13 protein-coding genes and 2 pseudogenes are annotated in these 16,537 nt (G+C 59.9%); 9 read left to right on the forward strand and 6 right to left on the reverse strand.

Annotation, left to right across the window (positions count from 1 at the left end; all coding sequences use genetic code 11):
* Positions 1 to 85: 85 nt before the first annotated feature.
* From EVC45_RS40935 to EVC45_RS40945, 3 genes are all read right to left on the reverse strand, one after another.
* Positions 86 to 988, reverse strand: a complete 903-nt coding sequence (locus EVC45_RS40935; protein WP_129963790.1) for a polysaccharide deacetylase family protein — start codon at positions 986 to 988, stop codon at positions 86 to 88.
* 132 nt (positions 989 to 1,120) lie between these two features.
* Positions 1,121 to 3,499 (reverse strand): acetamidase/formamidase family protein, encoded by a 2,379-nt coding sequence (locus EVC45_RS40940; protein ID WP_129963791.1) that lies wholly within the window; start codon positions 3,497 to 3,499, stop codon positions 1,121 to 1,123.
* 138 nt (positions 3,500 to 3,637) lie between these two features.
* Positions 3,638 to 4,669, reverse strand: a complete 1,032-nt coding sequence (locus EVC45_RS40945; protein ID WP_129963800.1) for an acetamidase/formamidase family protein — start codon at positions 4,667 to 4,669, stop codon at positions 3,638 to 3,640.
* A gap of 243 nt (positions 4,670 to 4,912) precedes the next feature.
* On the opposite strand from EVC45_RS40945, the pseudogene EVC45_RS47290 reads away from it, so the two are divergent.
* The 4 genes and pseudogenes from EVC45_RS47290 to EVC45_RS40970 form a co-directional block, all read left to right on the forward strand.
* Positions 4,913 to 5,092: pseudogene (locus EVC45_RS47290) on the forward strand (hypothetical protein); the annotation flags it as partial.
* Between the two features lie 282 nt (positions 5,093 to 5,374).
* Positions 5,375 to 6,301, forward strand: coding sequence for an ABC transporter substrate-binding protein (locus EVC45_RS40955; protein ID WP_129963792.1), 927 nt, complete (start codon positions 5,375 to 5,377; stop codon positions 6,299 to 6,301).
* The gene (locus EVC45_RS40960) at positions 6,301 to 7,923 is read left to right on the forward strand and encodes an amino acid ABC transporter permease/ATP-binding protein (RefSeq protein WP_129963793.1); all 1,623 of its coding nucleotides are present in this window, start codon (positions 6,301 to 6,303) and stop codon (positions 7,921 to 7,923) included. Before EVC45_RS40955 ends, EVC45_RS40960 begins: the two co-directional genes overlap by 1 nt.
* Positions 7,924 to 8,340: 417 nt before the next feature.
* The gene (locus EVC45_RS40970) at positions 8,341 to 8,754 is read left to right on the forward strand and encodes a RidA family protein (RefSeq protein ID WP_129963801.1); all 414 of its coding nucleotides are present in this window, start codon (positions 8,341 to 8,343) and stop codon (positions 8,752 to 8,754) included.
* 123 nt (positions 8,755 to 8,877) lie between these two features.
* Here the strand turns inward: EVC45_RS40970 and EVC45_RS40975 are convergent.
* Positions 8,878 to 9,263, reverse strand: a pseudogene (locus tag EVC45_RS40975) (tyrosine-type recombinase/integrase); the annotation flags it as partial.
* A gap of 673 nt (positions 9,264 to 9,936) precedes the next feature.
* On the opposite strand from EVC45_RS40975, the gene EVC45_RS40980 reads away from it, so the two are divergent.
* Complete coding sequence (locus tag EVC45_RS40980; protein ID WP_129963794.1) at positions 9,937 to 10,617, forward strand: response regulator transcription factor; 681 nt, start codon at positions 9,937 to 9,939, stop codon at positions 10,615 to 10,617.
* 50 nt (positions 10,618 to 10,667) lie between these two features.
* Here EVC45_RS40980 and EVC45_RS40985 read toward each other — a convergent pair whose 3' ends face one another.
* Both EVC45_RS40985 and EVC45_RS40990 read right to left on the reverse strand, forming a co-directional pair.
* The gene (locus EVC45_RS40985; RefSeq protein ID WP_306770859.1) at positions 10,668 to 11,090 is read right to left on the reverse strand and encodes a response regulator; all 423 of its coding nucleotides are present in this window, start codon (positions 11,088 to 11,090) and stop codon (positions 10,668 to 10,670) included.
* 145 nt (positions 11,091 to 11,235) lie between these two features.
* Positions 11,236 to 12,804, reverse strand: coding sequence for an ATP-binding protein (locus tag EVC45_RS40990; RefSeq protein ID WP_248295460.1), 1,569 nt, complete (start codon positions 12,802 to 12,804; stop codon positions 11,236 to 11,238).
* Positions 12,805 to 13,430: 626 nt separating this feature from the next.
* On the opposite strand from EVC45_RS40990, the gene EVC45_RS40995 reads away from it, so the two are divergent.
* The 4 genes from EVC45_RS40995 to EVC45_RS41010 all read left to right on the forward strand — a co-directional run bounded on the left by EVC45_RS40995 (position 13,431) and on the right by EVC45_RS41010 (position 16,303).
* Positions 13,431 to 13,835, forward strand: coding sequence for a heme-binding protein (locus EVC45_RS40995; protein WP_129963796.1), 405 nt, complete (start codon positions 13,431 to 13,433; stop codon positions 13,833 to 13,835).
* Between the two features lie 107 nt (positions 13,836 to 13,942).
* Positions 13,943 to 14,746: an SDR family oxidoreductase gene (locus EVC45_RS41000; RefSeq protein ID WP_129963797.1), complete on the forward strand. Its 804-nt coding sequence runs from the start codon at positions 13,943 to 13,945 to the stop codon at positions 14,744 to 14,746.
* A 109-nt stretch (positions 14,747 to 14,855) separates the two neighbouring features.
* On the forward strand, positions 14,856 to 15,371 hold the full coding sequence (locus EVC45_RS41005) for a nuclear transport factor 2 family protein (protein WP_129963798.1): 516 nt from the start codon (positions 14,856 to 14,858) through the stop codon (positions 15,369 to 15,371).
* A 104-nt stretch (positions 15,372 to 15,475) separates the two neighbouring features.
* Complete coding sequence (locus EVC45_RS41010) at positions 15,476 to 16,303, forward strand: oxidoreductase (RefSeq protein ID WP_129963799.1); 828 nt, start codon at positions 15,476 to 15,478, stop codon at positions 16,301 to 16,303.
* Positions 16,304 to 16,537 lie beyond the last annotated feature (234 nt).

Raw genomic sequence — 16,537 nt, forward strand, 5'->3', positions numbered from 1 at the left:
TCCTGATCGCTGGCAAGCTCAACTTCACTTCGATCAACCCGCATACTGCATAACCCATTTGAATTTCAAAAGAGCCTGAAATGATTTAATGACCAAGAAAGTTCATATGGCTAGCAATCGAACCCGGCGTAGTGATCCAGATGCGACCTTCGTCGCGCGCGCGGGCAATATGTTCGAGCGCCCGCCGCAAATGACGCAAACGATGCGGCTGTCCCATCAGGTACGCATGCAACGCAATGCCCATCACCAGCGGCTGATGCGCGGATTGCCGCAGCATTTCCTCGAAGTGATCGATCACCAGATCGGCGAACGACTTCGCGTCCATTTGGCGCGCAAGGATCATCGGGATATCGTTGACTTCTTCCGGATAGGGAATCGCCCAAAGCGGCTGGGCGTTTCGCGTAAGCAGGCGCGTGGGCTGATCGTCGTGACACCAGTTGAGCGTGTACTGGTAACCTGTTTCGGCAAGCAGATCGCTGGTGAGATGGCTCTCGGAGAGCCACGGCGATAGCCAGCCTGCGGGCTGCTGCGCACTCTCCGTCTCAATCCGCTCGCGGCATGCCACGAGCAGCGCGCGTTCTTCGTCTCCAGTAAGCCTTCCTTGTCGCTCTGAATTCGTATGGCCGTGCGCAATGAGTTCATCTCCGCGTTGAGCGAACGCGGTGACCAACTCCGGGCAGTGATCGTAGAGTGCCGTATTGATGATGGCCGCGGTGGGCAGCGCAAGTTCGTCGAAGAGATCGAGGCAGCGCCATGCGCCCACGCGCAACGCATACTCGCGCCACGCGTGATTCAGCACATCAGGCTCCGGCATCACCGGACCAATAGTCGGTCCCAGTCCTTCGCCGAAGACAAAGTGCTCGATGTTGAAGCCGATATAGACCGCGAGCCGCGACCCGTCTGGCCAGCGATAAACAGGGCGGCGGTTGATCGGCGAATATTGAAATCGCCTGTGGCTGGGCAGCGCTCGGTGCGCGGGAGAATCCATGGTCAAGTGAGTCCTGTCGAGTGGCGCGTACGCCTGTGTTCACGTCAGAACTCATGGTAGGGATGCCAAAATAGTCGCATCGAGCTTGCGGCGAACAAACTCTTGTCCGCACGCGCATCGACGGTCGCAACTTTACGTGGTGAAGAGCGCCTTCCGGATGATCGCGTGGACACCCCAGTTTCCGTCCACAACCTGCGTCACGCCGAAGTCGACCGCGACAGAGATCAGCGAGATGGCCTCATCTTCCGAGAGGCCCTTGGTCGTCATCAGGAAGCGCCGGGTTTTGATGAATGCGTCGCGCATCGCGAGATCGAGGGTCGATTTTTCATATACGGCGCTTTGCGCGCTAGTGCCGAACTCCGCCAGATAGTTCGGATAACTGAAGCCGTGAAGCACCCATTCGTCGGCGGTTTCGACCAGCGGGTAGGTGAGATCCGCAAACGGCTGGCCGCTGAGCGTTTCTTTCTTGTGGACGACCAGTTGGAAGTCGCCGGTCAGCGAACACTCGATCGCGGTACCGCACAGTTCTGAGTCTCCCTGTGAAGCATGCGGGTCCCCAATCGAGAGCAGCGCGCCGGGCACGCCGACTGGCAAGAACACGCTCGCACCGCGGGTCACGCGCCAATTGTCGAGATTGCCGCCGAAGGTAGACGGTGGAATCGAGTCGATCAGGCCGTCCTGCTGCGGCGCGACGGTGATCACGCCGAAGTGCGGACGCACCGGGATTTTGACGTTCTTCAGGATGTCGTGATTCTCGACAATCGTCGAATGATCGACCGGCACGCCGGGATAATCGATCGTCGGATGCACTACGCCAAAGGGATCGCGCTGAGGCGTCCAGCGGAAGTTATAGACGGCGCGCGCGCAGGCGGTCTCGCCTGCAGTGGCGACAGCGTCGAGTTCATAAATGGTGACGACCTCGCGCGGCTTCGGCTCGGTCAATAACTCGCGATAGTGAAATCCCCACCACGCAGCGGCATTGCTTCCAAACGCGCGGCCGGCGAATTTCGGATTGGCGCAAGCGCGAGGGTGAACGTCGACAATACGCACTTCCAGCACATCGCCAGGCTCTGCGCCGCGCACGGCAATCGGTCCGGTGCAGATATGCACGCCGAAACCTTCTCCCGCACCACGTCCGTAGATGGACGCGTCCATCGGGCCCGCACCGCGACGATTCACGTTCTTGCGCCCGGCGGTCCAGTGGAACACGCTCTCCGCGCCAGGATCGCCTTGCACCATGCGCTCCCAGTCATCCGCCGCGTGTTGCGTGAGCGTTTCGATCGTTACCGTGTCGCCGCTGCTCACTTCGAGCACCGGCTTCAGATCGTGGCTGAAGTAACCCCAGTGAACCGTGCTGGCTGTTGCACGCAACAAATGATGACGCGGCTTGCCGGACTCGCGCGGCGGCTGTGCCGAAGGCGCTTCAGGCTGCTCGGCAGGGCCGGTCTCGATCATCGCAACCTGAGGCACCGCGACCTGCCCGGCGAACTGCGCATGCACGAGCAAACTCCCGGCATTGACAGGCAAGCCGCGCGAGATTCGCCGCACGAGATGGCGCGCTAATTCAAGGCCCGCTTCATGCCGGAAGGTGCGCGGCGACGCGCCATATTGCTCGCGAAACACGCGACTGAAATGCGCGGGATCGTTAAAACCCCAGCGAAAGCAGACGTCGGCAATCGAGACCTTTTCATACAGCGGATCGACCAGCTCCGCGCGGCAGCGTTCCAGCCTGCGCGAGCGCAAGTAGAGCGAGAAGTTCTGCCCGACCGCTTCAAACAGCTTCTGCAGATAACGCGGTGAGACACGCTCTTCTTTTGCTATCGATGTCAGCGCGAGATCAGGGTCGGCGAGATTGCCTTCTATGGTTCGACATACGCGCGAAAAGATCGCGGCCTGAGACGGCGTGAGGCCACTGAAACTGCCTTCCTTGTTGTGACCGGCGAGACTCGCGACCAGAAATTCCGCGAGCGCGAGTTCGAGGGGACGCAACTCGTCGAGCGACAACGTCTCCACGCTTTCAGCCATCGAGCGCAGAAAGCCCGAGAACACGTGACCGATGCCGGCCTCGCCCGGCAAACGCCCGGCGCGCACCGAGAACGGCGTAAGAAGGCGTGCGTTGATGGCAGAGCGGGGCACGCGGATCACGAACGCGCGGAAATCGGATGTGAACGACAGGCGCGCTTCTTCACGCGACGACGCATAAATGATATCGCCGGTCGCCACCCGCGCGTGAACGCCATCGGCGACGAGCGTCACTCCGCCGTCGAGATGCAGCACGATCACGAGACTATCGGGGCCGTCGGCCTTCAACTCGATCGTTTGCGCGAATGCGGCCAGCGCGATCAGGTCAAAGCCGCTGGCCGACCTGCGCGATGTGATGGCTCCATGCAAGGCGCGCGCGGCCGCCTGAGGTGCGCCGCAGCGCAGGCCAAGCCGGTCGAGCGCTTCGCCCCATGCGCGCAGGCGATCTCCTTCGGCATACGACTCGGTGGTGAAACGCAATAAATCCAACCCAGGCTCCCGGACTCCGACGAACGTCAGTCGAGTGATTCAAGCGCAATGTCCGTGCCATCGATAGCAACGCCGTCAGCGCCTCTGTGCGGCGGTAACGGTGCGTGGATGCACCGTTGTAGCGCGCGCACGCACAACTCACGCGCGAGGCTTTTTCTTCGGAGGAAATATGCTGCGGGGGATCTTGCAGTGAATGCCCTGACGACCATCGACGACCTGGGTGACGGAGAAATCCGCGGCGACGCTCATCAGCGAATACGCGTCGTCACGCGAGAGACCTTGCTGCTCGGTGAGCAACAACACCATATCGCGTGAAGCGCTTTTCGTCGCGACGTCGAGATCTTCATCGAAGCCATGAACGATCCAGAAGTCCGGCGTTTCCAGCAGCGGTGAGGGAAATGCGAAGTCGCGCCGCAGCACGATCTGGAACATTACATTGAGCGACGCCTCGATCGCGGTGCCGCTGATCTCGCCATCGCCTTGCGATACATGTGGGTCGCCGATCGAGAACAACCCGCCGTCCACGGCGACCGGGTAATACATGGTCGAACCCGCGCCGATGCGCCAATTATCGATATTGCCACCATGCGCTCCGGGCGGCACAGTGCTCACACGGCCCGCCACATTGGGCGCGACACCTGCGGTGCCCAGATGCGGGCGCACCGGCACGCGAATGCCTTCCAGCGCGAGTTCGCGGCAACAGTCGCGAGTTTCCGTGCGCATGCCCGGCACGAGATATTTACCTGGATAGTCATACGCATAGAGCGCGTGCGCTGTGTTAGAAGGCTGATCGAGTTCGTAGATAGTGACGCGTTCTTTCTCAAAGTCGGTGAACAGATGACCCCAGTGCGCAGCGAGATTCGAGCCGTAGTTGAAGCGCGGAATCATTTGCAGATAGCGCACTTCGAGCAGGTCGCCGGGCTTTGCGTCCTTCACGAAGATAGGCCCCGTCATCAGATGCACGCCGGGATGGCGATCGGATTCGGGGATGGTGTCGTAGAGCGCGCGCACTTTGTCATCCATCATGAGGTCGGGGGCGTCGCCTGCGTGATGCGTGATTGCTTCAGCGCGAACGAAGTCGCCGCTCTCGACGATCAGCGCGGGCGCTAGCGCAGCGTCGAAGTATCCCCAATGAACATTTTTCTGGATGGCAGGCAAGTCGTGAAGCATGATTTCTAAAGCTCCATTAGAGAGTGCGATCGGTGCAACGTGACCGATGACGGATCGTACGAGCGACAGAATAGATACACTTGGTTGCCTGCGTACAAAATCTTGTGCGTGGGCGAATTTCATTGCAGCGTCGCTCAGCTTACGAGGGGCTCGTGATGTTCGGGCTTAAGCACATCCGGTCAATTCCCGCATGCGCCACAAGACAAGGTTTTGTTCGCGGTGTATCACAAGACGCTGATTGGGATTGCGATTGCGATTGCGAACAAGCACGCGCGCGTGCTGTGGGCGATGCTCTCGGAGGGCGAGCGCTACGATGCCGATGTATGGCAACGCTACCCGATGCATCCACCGTTACCGCACGCAGCTGAGAGCAACATTCTCGGCTCGGTTCAGACGAATTTGCCAATCGATAGGCGTGGGTGATTCTCATCGAACGACGATGAACGAATTGATGGCCAGTGCTGCCGCCACTTCTGAGCGTCGGCGGCGATACGGCATTTCGGCCGCGGGGAGATCCCCTGATCGATCTTTCGTGGGGCTCTCTCTTGAGATGCGCTGTATCCCAACTTCCTTCGCCGCTGGGCAAGCATTTGGGCGCGTAGGGACAAGTTCATGGAATTTCGTTCACATACTCTCGCCCTGGTGCGATGCAACAAGGCGTACATCGTGTGGGCCATTGACATCTGCCGCTCAGGGAGTTTCGGGATGGATACCAATCTTGTCGATCATGGGCATCGAGTACTGCGCGCAGGCGGTCTTGCCCGCCGCTGGCGCGAGCTGGTTCTTGGCGCCGTCAGTCTGCTGGCGCTGCTGATGTCGGGTCACGCACAGGCTACCGCGCCGGCGCCTGCCGAATGCGCGGCGCTACAGGCGAAATATCCGCAATTCAAGGGCAAGACGCTAATCAACGCGATCAACCCTCACACGCCGGGCTATGAAGCGCTGGACCCGAACGACCCGAGTAAATACATCGGTTTCGACATCGACCTCGGCGACGCGATCGGCAACTGCCTTGGCTTCAAGATGGCGTACAAGCCTGTCTCGTTCGCGGCGCTGCTGACCACGCTGCAAAGCGGCCAGGCCGACATCGTGATCTCCGACATCTATGCGACCGAAGAGCGCGCGAAGGCGGCGGACTTCATTACCTATTCGAAAGTGTTCGATGGCGTGCTCGTCGCGAAGGGAAATCCGAAGAAGATCAGCGGCATCAACCCGACGATGTGCGGCACGACTGCCGCCGAGAACACCGGCTACGTTGAAGTGCCGCTGATCCAGAATCTTGCGCCAGCCTGCAAGGCGGCGAACAAGCCGGAAGCGGCCGTGCAACTGTATGACAACAACGCAAACGCGATCCAGGCGATTCTCTCGGGCCGCGCCGACACGTACATCAATGATGTGAACACGGTGGAGCAGGCGGTCAAGGCGTATCCGAACCAACTCGAAAAGGCCAGTGCAGTGACGCTGCCGTATTCGATCGGTATCGGCGTGCCGAAAACCAACCCGGCAATGCGTGCAGCCGTGATGGCAGCGCTCGTCGCGATCCAGAATGCCGGCATCCAGACCGACTTGCTGAAGAAGTGGTCGCTAGGCGCTGAAAACCTCGAAACTCCCAAGCTGATTGCGTCGAACTGATGACTTTATTTCTGCACTATCTCGGCCTGCCGTATCTGCTAACCGGCATCGGTTTTACGATCGCGGTCACGGCCCTCGGGCTGGCGGGCGGTCTGATCGTGGGGCTGGTGCTCGCGAGCATGCAACTGAGCAAGGTGGGGCCGCTCGCCGCGATCGCGCGCGGCTACACGGTGATTTTTCGCGGCACGCCGCTGATCCTGCAACTCGTGTTCGCGTACGACGCGCTGCCGCACTTCGGGCTGAAGTTGAGCGCGATGGCGGCAGCGGGTCTCGCGCTAGCGGCGAACGAGGGGCCGTTCATCGCGGAGATCCTGCGCTCTGGCGTGCTCGGCGTCGACCGTGGGCAATTGCTCGCGGGGCAGGCGCTCGGCATGACGCCTACGGTGCTTCTGCGCCGCGTGATCGCACCGCAGGCCATCCGCACGATGATACCGGCGCTCGGGAACGAATCGGTCAGCGCGTTGAAGAACTCGTCGCTGGCCTCCGTGATCGCTGTCGACGAACTGACCTTGCGCAGCACCCAGCTCGCGTCGTCAACGTTCGATTTCTTTTCGATCTTCTTCGCGTCCGGGCTGATGTATCTCGTGCTGACCGGTGCGATCGCCGCGATCCAGTTGTTCGCCGAGACCGCGCTCGATCTCGACCGCAGTCCGTCCGGACGCTTTGCACGGCTGCTGCCGTGGCGCCGTGCCGGGATTGCGGTAAACCCGCCCGGCGCGGGCATGACGTTGCCCGCCGATGCGCCGCTCGAACCGACGCCGTCGCCCGTGCCCATGCCCAACGTGCGTGAAGCTCACGCGGAGCGCGCGCAGCGCTACGCGACGCTCCAGAAGCAGAACGCGACCGTGCAGGTGAAGGGTCTGAGCAAGCGTTATGGCGAGCAGACGGTACTCGACGCTTTCGACCTCACAGTGCGCTTCGGCGAGGTTATCGCGCTGCTCGGTCCGAGCGGATCGGGCAAGAGCACGCTGCTGCGCTGTATCAATCATCTGGAGCAGTGGGATGCGGGGGAAATCCGCATCGCCGGCAAGCGTCTCGGTTTTCGAGTCGATGGTCGGCCGATGACCCAGGGCGATATCGCCAACGAGCGTGCGAGTGCCGGCGTCGGCATGGTGTTCCAGCATTTCAACCTGTTCAGTCATCTGACGGCGTGCGAGAACATCGCGGGGCCGCTGCGCTGGGTGCACGGCATGGCGCCCGCCGATGCTGAGCGCCGCGCGCGTGAACTGCTCGGACGCGTCGGCCTCAGTCATCGCGCCGATGCATTGCCGCGCCATCTGTCCGGCGGCCAACAGCAGCGCGTCGCGATCGCCCGAGCGCTTGCGCCCAACCCTCGCGTGCTGCTGCTCGACGAACCGACGTCTGCGCTCGACCCCGAACTCGTTGGCGAAGTACTCGACGTGATCCAGCGGCTCGTGGACGAAGGCGGTCTGACGATGATCATCTCAACGCACCAGTTGCGCTTCGCCGATCAGGTCGCGGATCGTGTCGTGTTCATGAGCGGCGGCGCGGTGGTCGAACAGGGGCCGGCGCACGAAGTGCTCACACACCCGCGCCATCCTTTGACGGCGCGATTCTTGAGCGTGATGGGCGCCGACGACCGGCTCGAAGTCGCGTCGTGACGGCACGTGTCACTTAGCATTGCCCGGCCCTTTGCGCCGGGCGCCTTGCTAGGTTTGAACTAACATGATGCACCATACTCTCCCCGTGTCGCCCGAAACAGTTCTTTGGGGTTACTTCAGCAAAAAAGTCGCGCCCGCGTTGACGGTGCGCTCCGGCGACCGGATCACCATCGAGACGCTGCCCCACCATGCGTACGTTTCTGACGACGACCAAGGGTCTCACCTAAGATGAAGCTATCTCGTTGATGTCCGTTGCGATCGACTTCGGCGTGACACAGGTTGTCGATGGCAGCCGGGGGGCACGCGATCATCCGCAAGGCCTTGTTCACGGCGGAATTAATTTGTGATGCGTTCGATTTGGCGCTGGCAGGAGTGGTACACGCACAACGTTATTCTTTGTTCATGGAGTTCCGACAGATGGATTTATCGACGAGATTCTGGATGGTTGAGGACGCGCCTACACCGGTCGGTCCCTTCTCTCATGCAACCGAACAGCAAGGCTGGGTGTTTCTCACTGGCCAGATGCCGACATCGCCGCATGATGACAACGCACCGCTTCCCGAAGGCGTTGCCGCACAGACGACCCAGGTGATCGACAATCTGGTTCTCGTGTTAAAGGGGATCGGCCTTGGCCTCGAACATGTCGTCTCAGTGCGGATCTTTCTGACCCAGTTCAAACGAGATTACGCGACGATGAACGCGGTCTATGCTGCCTATTTCCCGCCTGAGAAATTACCGGCGCGGACCTGTATAGGTGTAACTGGATTGGCGCGTGACGCGCTCGTCGAAATTGACTTTATTGCTCATAGGCCAACTTCAGCAGCCGCTTGATCTCGGGGCGGGGGGGCGTTGACCGTTCCGGTGACCGATGGACGTTCGGGTCAGCCGAGCCCGTATTCCCGTGTTACGGGCGATTGGCCTGGCCGACTGCGGTTACCGGACAGTCGATCTGGTGCGGGTTGAAAGATGCGGGACGTCGATAGCCGACTTGGGAAGAGGTACTGTTCCAACCTCAGGGCAGCCCTTTCAAGCCACGCGCCAACGGCCTTCCGGGTCGACTCGGTTAGTTCAAACTGGACAGGGCGTTGTGTCTTTCGCTGAATGACTTGCGCCCTTGCCAAGACTTGATTGCCGTGCGTCACATCGCGAACCCGCAGACTGACGAGATCACAACCACGGAGTTTGCTGTCGATTGCAAGGTTGAACAGGGCGAGATCGCGTGTCGCATGAGTGTTCTGAAGGTGGATCCGGATCGCCCAGATGTCTTTGGGTCTGAATGGTGGCTTCTGCCCGACCAGCTTACCCTTGTTCCACGCCTCACGGGATTGTTCGGTCTTCATCGTAGTCTCCCACAGGGATGATGGGAGTTCGATTGTGGTACGCGACCTCGACGCCCGCTTTGGGCGGATTTGACCGAGGTTCGTACCGGGCCGGCCCAGCATTGCCTTTCATCGTTCTCACAAAGCGTTCACCCGGGCGGCCGGTCCGCAACCGAATGCTGCCCGATGATCTACACGTAAATTTCGGCCGTTCCTGACGTTCGAACGGACCCTGTTCCAGGTCGGGAACGGCGGCGGATTGAGGTCGTTGCCGGCATCGAGCACAGGAACGCCTACTTCCTACACGAGCGAGCTCGCACTCCCGATTCCAGCGGCGTAGTGCAGTCCTTGAGTATTGAAGTGCTTAGTCCTTTTGCGCCGTTCGCGTCAACAATCTTCGCCGAAGCCGGCCGGCCGAGAGCAGTTGGCCGACTTTAGCGCGCATTCAAGCGATACCGTTGCGAACATCGCCCAGTCGCATGCCAATGGTCGAGCGATTGCAGAATCGGGGCTTTAGATGATTGAAACTTACGCTCGACAAATTCGCGACTCGCGCATGACAAGAATCGCTTTCCTCTTTGTGTAATTTCCGTCAAGAAAAGCGCATGACGCAACACAGGTTGTTTGTAACTTCAGGAAGCGCGCAAAATCAACGTCGCGGCCGTGAAACTAGCCGGTCAATCCAGGACAACCGATGTCCGCCAAACCCTCCTCCTCCTCCGAGTCGCACAATCCTGCCGGGAACTGCGCTCCCATGGTGTACGTGATTGACGACGATGCCGCGGTTCGCCGAGCGCTCGCCACGCTCATGCGATCGGTCGACCTGCCCGTCGAGACGTTCGCGACGCCAGAGGAGTTTCTCCGTTTTCCTCGCCCTCAAGGTCCTGCTTGCCTCATTCTCGACGTGCGTCTACGAGGCAAGAATGGGCTAATGTTCCATCAGGATATCGTCAGTAGCGGCATGCGGATTCCGGTCGTTTTCATGACCGGACACGGTGACATCGAGATGGGCGTTATAGCTATGAAGGGCGGTGCGATGGACTTCCTCGCCAAGCCGTTTCGCGATCAGGACATGCTCGACGCGGTGGGTCAGGCGCTAGCTCGCGACGAGGCGCGCGTCGTAGCCGATGCCGCTCTTGCCGGGCTGCGAGCGTCGTACGACCTGCTCTCGCCTCGCGAAAAAGAAGTGCTGGTGTTTGTGCTGTCGGGCTTGCTCAACAAGCAGATAGCCGCGGAAATGAATTTGAGTGAAATCACGGTCAAAGTTCACCGCGGACAGATGATGCGCAAGCTGAACGCGAACTCGGTGCCGGACCTGGTTCGCAAGGCCGAGTCTCTCGGTATTCGGCCTGTCAAATCCGGCTCAGCCAACTAATGCCAGTTTCGCCTTTGCCTCTGCTGTTTCCGTTGCATCCCCACGAACGGCTATGGAACGCCGAGGGCCACCGAGAGCCAATGCGTCATCACAGATGCCTGATACGGTTTCTGCAGCAGTACGAGGGCGCCGTTGCTTGCGGCCTTCGCCTGCAGTGACGGTGTGGGATAGGCACTGATAAAAATGGTGGTCGGCGCTTGTCCCTGCGCAATGAGATGCTCGTGCATCTCCACTCCCGACATTCCGGGCATACGGATGTCAGATACGAGACACGTCGTGTCGGCCACTTCCCCCGATGCAAGAAACGCCTCGGCAGACTCGAACATGCGTGCTTCCCACCCCATGGATCTCACGAGGCTTCCTAGCGCGCGACGAACGGCCTGGTCATCGTCGACAATCGATACTACGGGCGTCTTCCACAAAATTCTGGTCCTCGACTCTCTTTCTGAATAGCGGGCGATGGCATTGCGCACGGCTATCCCATAGGAGAAGCCTAACCGAGAAACCTGAAGACTGCGATGATACGAATGTATATGCGCGTATTACACGCGGCAGCGCGCGTGGACCGGACGGACAAGCCGTTGAAGATGTCCTTTCTGCTCGAGATCCATGTGACGACTACGCGAGAGCGACTAGCGCAGCGCTCGCCGGTAGCGAGAAACTGAACGTTGCACCACCTTCGGGATTGTTCGCCACCCAAATTCGCCCGCCGTGCGCTTCGATGATGGAACTGCAAATGGCGAGTCCCATTCCCATCCCGGTGCCGCGGGTCGTGAAGAACGCGTCGAAGAGGTGCGGTAGGTTCTCCTCGCTAATGCCTGGCCCACTGTCCCGAACCGACACCAACGCGTAGCCTTCCGGATCGATCGTGGACGCGACGACCATCTCACGCCGGCCTATGGCGGCCGACATCGACTGCATGCCGTTGACGATAAGGTTGATGAGCACCTGCTGGAGCTGCACGCGGTCCGCGAGCACGTCACGCAGTTTAGGATCGAGAGACAGCACAAGTGAGCTCGCGTGCCGCTCGGCTTCGCCGCGGATAAGTTTCGCCGTTTCCTCGATCAGTTCGTTTACGCCAACCGCTTTCCGCTCAGGCGGAGCGCCTTTCATCAACATTCGCACGCGCTGCACGATGGCAGCCGCACGATTGCCCTCGTCGGTCATCTGGGTCACGCATCCTTCGATTTCCTCCATATTCAGGGGCTCCCGCCTCAGCCATCGCAGGCACGCTTCGCCGTTCGTGACAATCGCCGCGAGGGGCTGACCGACCTCGTGAGCAATGGAAGCGCTGAGTTCGCCGAGCGCCGTAATGCGGCTCGCACGCGCCAGTTCGTTCTGGGCCCGCTGCAATTGAGCCTCTGTCTGCTTCGCTTGCGTAATATCCATCACCGCGCCGATGTACTGCCGGTTCCCTGTGTCGTCCTGCGTGTCATGCATGACCACATGCAGATACTTGACTCGCCCATCCGGGAAACGCAGTCGATGCTCGATGTCTACGGCTTCAGTCTTTTCGCCGGCTTGCCGAAGTATCCGCTCGAATATGTGCATGTCCTCGGGATGAACTCGTTGGCGCACAGAATCAATGCTTGGGCGGTTCGCAGGGTCATGTTCGAAGATTGCGAAGGCCTCCTCAGACCAGTACAGTTCGCCAGTTGCGATGTTCCATCCAAAGCTGCCGGTCCGACTCAACTTCTGCGCTTCGGCCAGATACTGAGCCTGGCTCCTGCGCAGCATTTCTTCGGCGCGCTTGCGCTGCGTGATGTCGTTATTGGTTTCGAGCGTGGCAAGCGGCGCGCCTCTGTCGTCGTATTGCAGTGTCCAGCGGCTCGCGACGATGACCTGGCTGCCATCGCGCTTTGTATGCGTCAGTTCCCCCTCCCAATATCCCGCACGCAAGAGCGTCCGTTGCATCTCGTCGCGGGTTGCCGGGAAAACCGTCTGCAACAGGTCGTCGGCGACCTTGCCAGTCGCCTCGGCTTTACTCCAGCCGTAAAGAACCTCAGCGGCGTGATTCCAATAGACGATGACATCGGTCGCATCGCGCACAAAAACCGTATCGTGTGTCAGGTCCAGCAGACGCGCCTGATCTCGCTGCATCTGCTCCATGCGCTTGATGCGCCCAGCGTAACGCAGCCGACAAACCACAAGCCGACGAGATAGCCTGGCTTGCTGCTCCTGTTCCATGAACCTGTTGCGCTCACCGTCTCCTCCTCGCATCGCCCCTTGCGCCATCTCACCTTATACATTCGTATTATCGGCGAGACGAAGCGTTTGATCGTTTTCCCTGAGCGTAGCCGCAGCGTGCCCTGCGTTCCGACCTCCAGCGATATACCGCCGTATAGCCGGATTACTCCATCGCGGCATCGCAATACCCGACCGTAGAGTGGATTCCTTCCTCTGCACTACCTACGCTTTAGTCATCGCGATCGGCGCACTTTCGACGATCGAGGGAAGCGTCCCCGGTGATGCAATCCCGATTCCTCGTGGGTGACCGGGTCCGGCAGCCGTGATCCCTATGCCCCCCGTCGGCCTGAGCGCGTTTCCTTTAAACATCACCATGCTTGAAAGGAATTAACCGTGTCGCACTCTCTTCATAGCTGGCTATTTGTTGGCGCCAACGCCTACGTTGAATTCACGTTTGTCCCATGGTTTGACAGGAGTGTCTACAGGCGCACCGTGGACTACTCCATGGTTTGCATCCAGTAGGCCACCCGCCATATCCCTACAGTAAATGGTCGACGCGAACTGACATTCGGCTCCCGGACACGATCAGAAGCAATCCGTACAACGCATTTCAACTGGAAGAAGACATGCCACATATCACGTCGAAGCAAGCTCAGGCCGTGATTTCGGCCGGCGAGGCGAGAGCTGCCGAACTAGGTGTGCCCATCAACATCGCTGTTCTGGACGCCGGTGCACATCTGAAGGCGTTCAGCCGCATGGATAGTGCGGTGCTTGGCTCGATCGATCTTGCCGCTCGCAAGGCACGAACGGCGGTGCTATTTCAAACGACGAGCGAAGCCGTCTGGGAATATTGCAAACCCGGCTCACCCGCTCATGCACTCGAATTATCGAACGGAGGCCTCGCCCCGTTTCCAGGCGGCATCTCGTTGTTTGACCCAAACGGAACCGTGATCGGCGCTGTAGGCGTTTCTGGCGGTGCCGTTCCCCAGGACCTTGAAATCGCACAGGCGGCGGCCGCCGCCATCGCGTGACGCTCCTTTTCACCCACCCCCTGAGTTTCACCAACCACTGAGTTACCACTCAGATGCATCAAACCTTTAGCTCCATAACCCATCAAGTACATCGAAAGGAATTTCACATGAGCAAGACGATTCTCATCACTGGCGCAGGCTCCGGATTCGGCAAGGCGGCCGCCATCGGCATCGCGAAGAACGGCCATACGGTCATCGCTACCGCTCAGGTATCGTCGCAGGTTACGCCGCTACGCGAGGAAGCCGCAGCGCTCGGCCTGAAGAACTTCCGTGCCGAGCGCCTCGACCTCACTGATCCCTACGACATCCGGCAGGCACAGGGCTGGGACTTCGATATCCTCTGGAACAACGCCGGTATGGGCGAAGCCGGCCCAGTGTGGGAAATTCCGATCGATCTCGTCCGCAAGAACTATGAAGTCAACGTCTTCCTGCCGCTGATCCTCACCCAAGGCGTTGTCCAGAAGTGGGTGCGAGAAGGCAAGAAGGGCAAGGTGGTGTTCACCTCGTCGATGGGCGGCCTGTTCACCCCGGCGAACTGGGGCACCTACGTGTCTACCAAGCATGCCTTGGAAGCATTCGCCGAGGCGATGCAGCAGGAACTTGCGGCGTACGGCATCAAGATCCAGACAATCAATCCCGGTGCCTACTACACCGGCTATAACGAGACCATGGCGGACAATCCTTTCCGCTGGCTGGACGACAGCAAGAACTTCACCAGGCGAGCCGACCTCCGCAAGGGCTTCGACGATTTCTTCGCCACGCCTGAAGGCAAGATGGACCCGAAGGAGATGATCGATCACATGATCGAAATCGTTCCTGCCGACACGGGCAAGTTTCGTAACGTCGTTCCCAAGGCTATCGAGAACATGCTGAAGGATCACCAGTTGAAGGCCTGGGAAAATCGGATCTGAGGCAAAAGCGGCGAGTCTCTCGCCGCTCGCTCGCGCCGCGGCGCATGCTGCGCCGTGCTGGGCAATCCACCAGTCGACAGCATCTGTGGAAAGGACTAGAGATATGAGTATGAGGAAATTGACCACTGCGTCCCGTACTAACCTGCGTAACGTGGCGGCGCTCGCCTTCATCGGCATTGCGCTGATTGCAGGACCGCAGGTAGTTCGGGCCGACACGGACGTTCAGGAAAGCAACAAGGCAACCGTCCAGCGCGCGTTCGACGCCTGGGCTGCCGGTACTGGGAGCCCCTATGATCTGCTTACCGACAACGTGACCTGGACGATCACCGGTAATTCGCTCGCGTCCAGGACGTACAGTAGCCGCGAAACGTTTATCAGCGAAATCATCCGGCCATTCAACGCTCGCATGCTTGTCGGCCTGAAGCCGACCATCCGCCGCATCTATGCCGAAGGCGATACCGTAGTAGTGTTCTTCGATGCGAGCGGTACCGCCCGCGACGGCAAGCCCTACGCCAACACCTATGCCTGGTTCCTTGGCCTCAGCGGCGGCAAGATCACTCATGCCTTCGCATTCTTCGACAGCATCGCTTTCAACGATCTGTGGACCCGCGTATCCCCGCAATAGCGGGTACGACAGCAACCTCTCACAACAGCGAGCGAATCCCTCAACAGAAACAGCCGGACAGGAAGGGAATCGGTCGCCTTGCGCCTCAATCAAAGGGATCTATCATGAAGACTTGGTTCATCACCGGTGCATCGCGCGGCTTCGGTAGCAGGATCGCAAAACTGGCGCTCGCTCAGGGCGACAACGTCGTTGCCACCGCACGCAATGCCGCAGTAGTGAGGGACACGCTGGGAAACAATGCCAGACTGCTCGCCCTGCCGCTCGACGTCACAAACGACGAGCAGGCTCGCGAGGCCGCGGCATCCGCAATAGAGAAATTCGGCCGCATAGACGTGCTGCTCAACAATGCCGGCTTTGGCCTCGTGGGTGCCGTCGAGGAAGCGGCACCCCAAGAAGTTGAGCGGCTTTACCGGACCAACGTCTTCGGCCTTCTGGGCGTGACCCGCGCCGTGCTGCCCTACATGCGCGCGCAGCGCTCCGGCAGAATAATCAACATTTCTTCCATAGGAGGCTATCGCAGCTCGGCCGGCTTTGGAGTTTATTGCTCGACAAAATTTGCCGTCGAAGGACTGTCCGAGGCCCTCCATCAAGAGCTGGCACCGCTTGGTATCCACGTCACCGTAGTCGAACCCGGCTATTTCCGCACCGACTTCCTTGACTCCAGTTCGCTCGTGGTCAGCCATGCGGAAATCGCGGATTACAGCGGCACCGCGGGCGCGGTCCGGAGCCGGGCGTCCGGGCTAAACCACAGCCAGTCGGGCGATCCTGAAAAATTGGCGAAGGTGCTCGTCGCTTTCGCCGACGCCCCAAATCCGCCTGTACGGCTGCCGCTCGGCAGTGACACGGTCGCGGCCATCGAAGCCAAACATGCCTCGGATGTCGAAATCCTCGCGCAATGGCGGGCCGTTTCGATCTCGACTGACTTTAGTTAATCCGTCGCGGCTTGAAGGGGCAGCGATCCTCAACAACGCAAAACGCTGAAAACTCATTCGACGGCTACGAGAGCTACCGCTCGTCGACGCTGGTTTGCGAATGTCCACAAAGGATCTTCAGCCGCCGCACAGCGGCTGATCGGCGACCGGCTGCTATGGCCGATTATGCCAAGTTGTTGATTATGGAAAGTAGCTGGTCGGAATCCGGGGCGCGAGCTGGTAGACAGCGGGCGG

It is taken from the genome of Paraburkholderia sp. UYCP14C (genome assembly GCF_004197395.1).
In the GTDB taxonomy this organism is placed as follows: domain Bacteria; phylum Pseudomonadota; class Gammaproteobacteria; order Burkholderiales; family Burkholderiaceae; genus Paraburkholderia.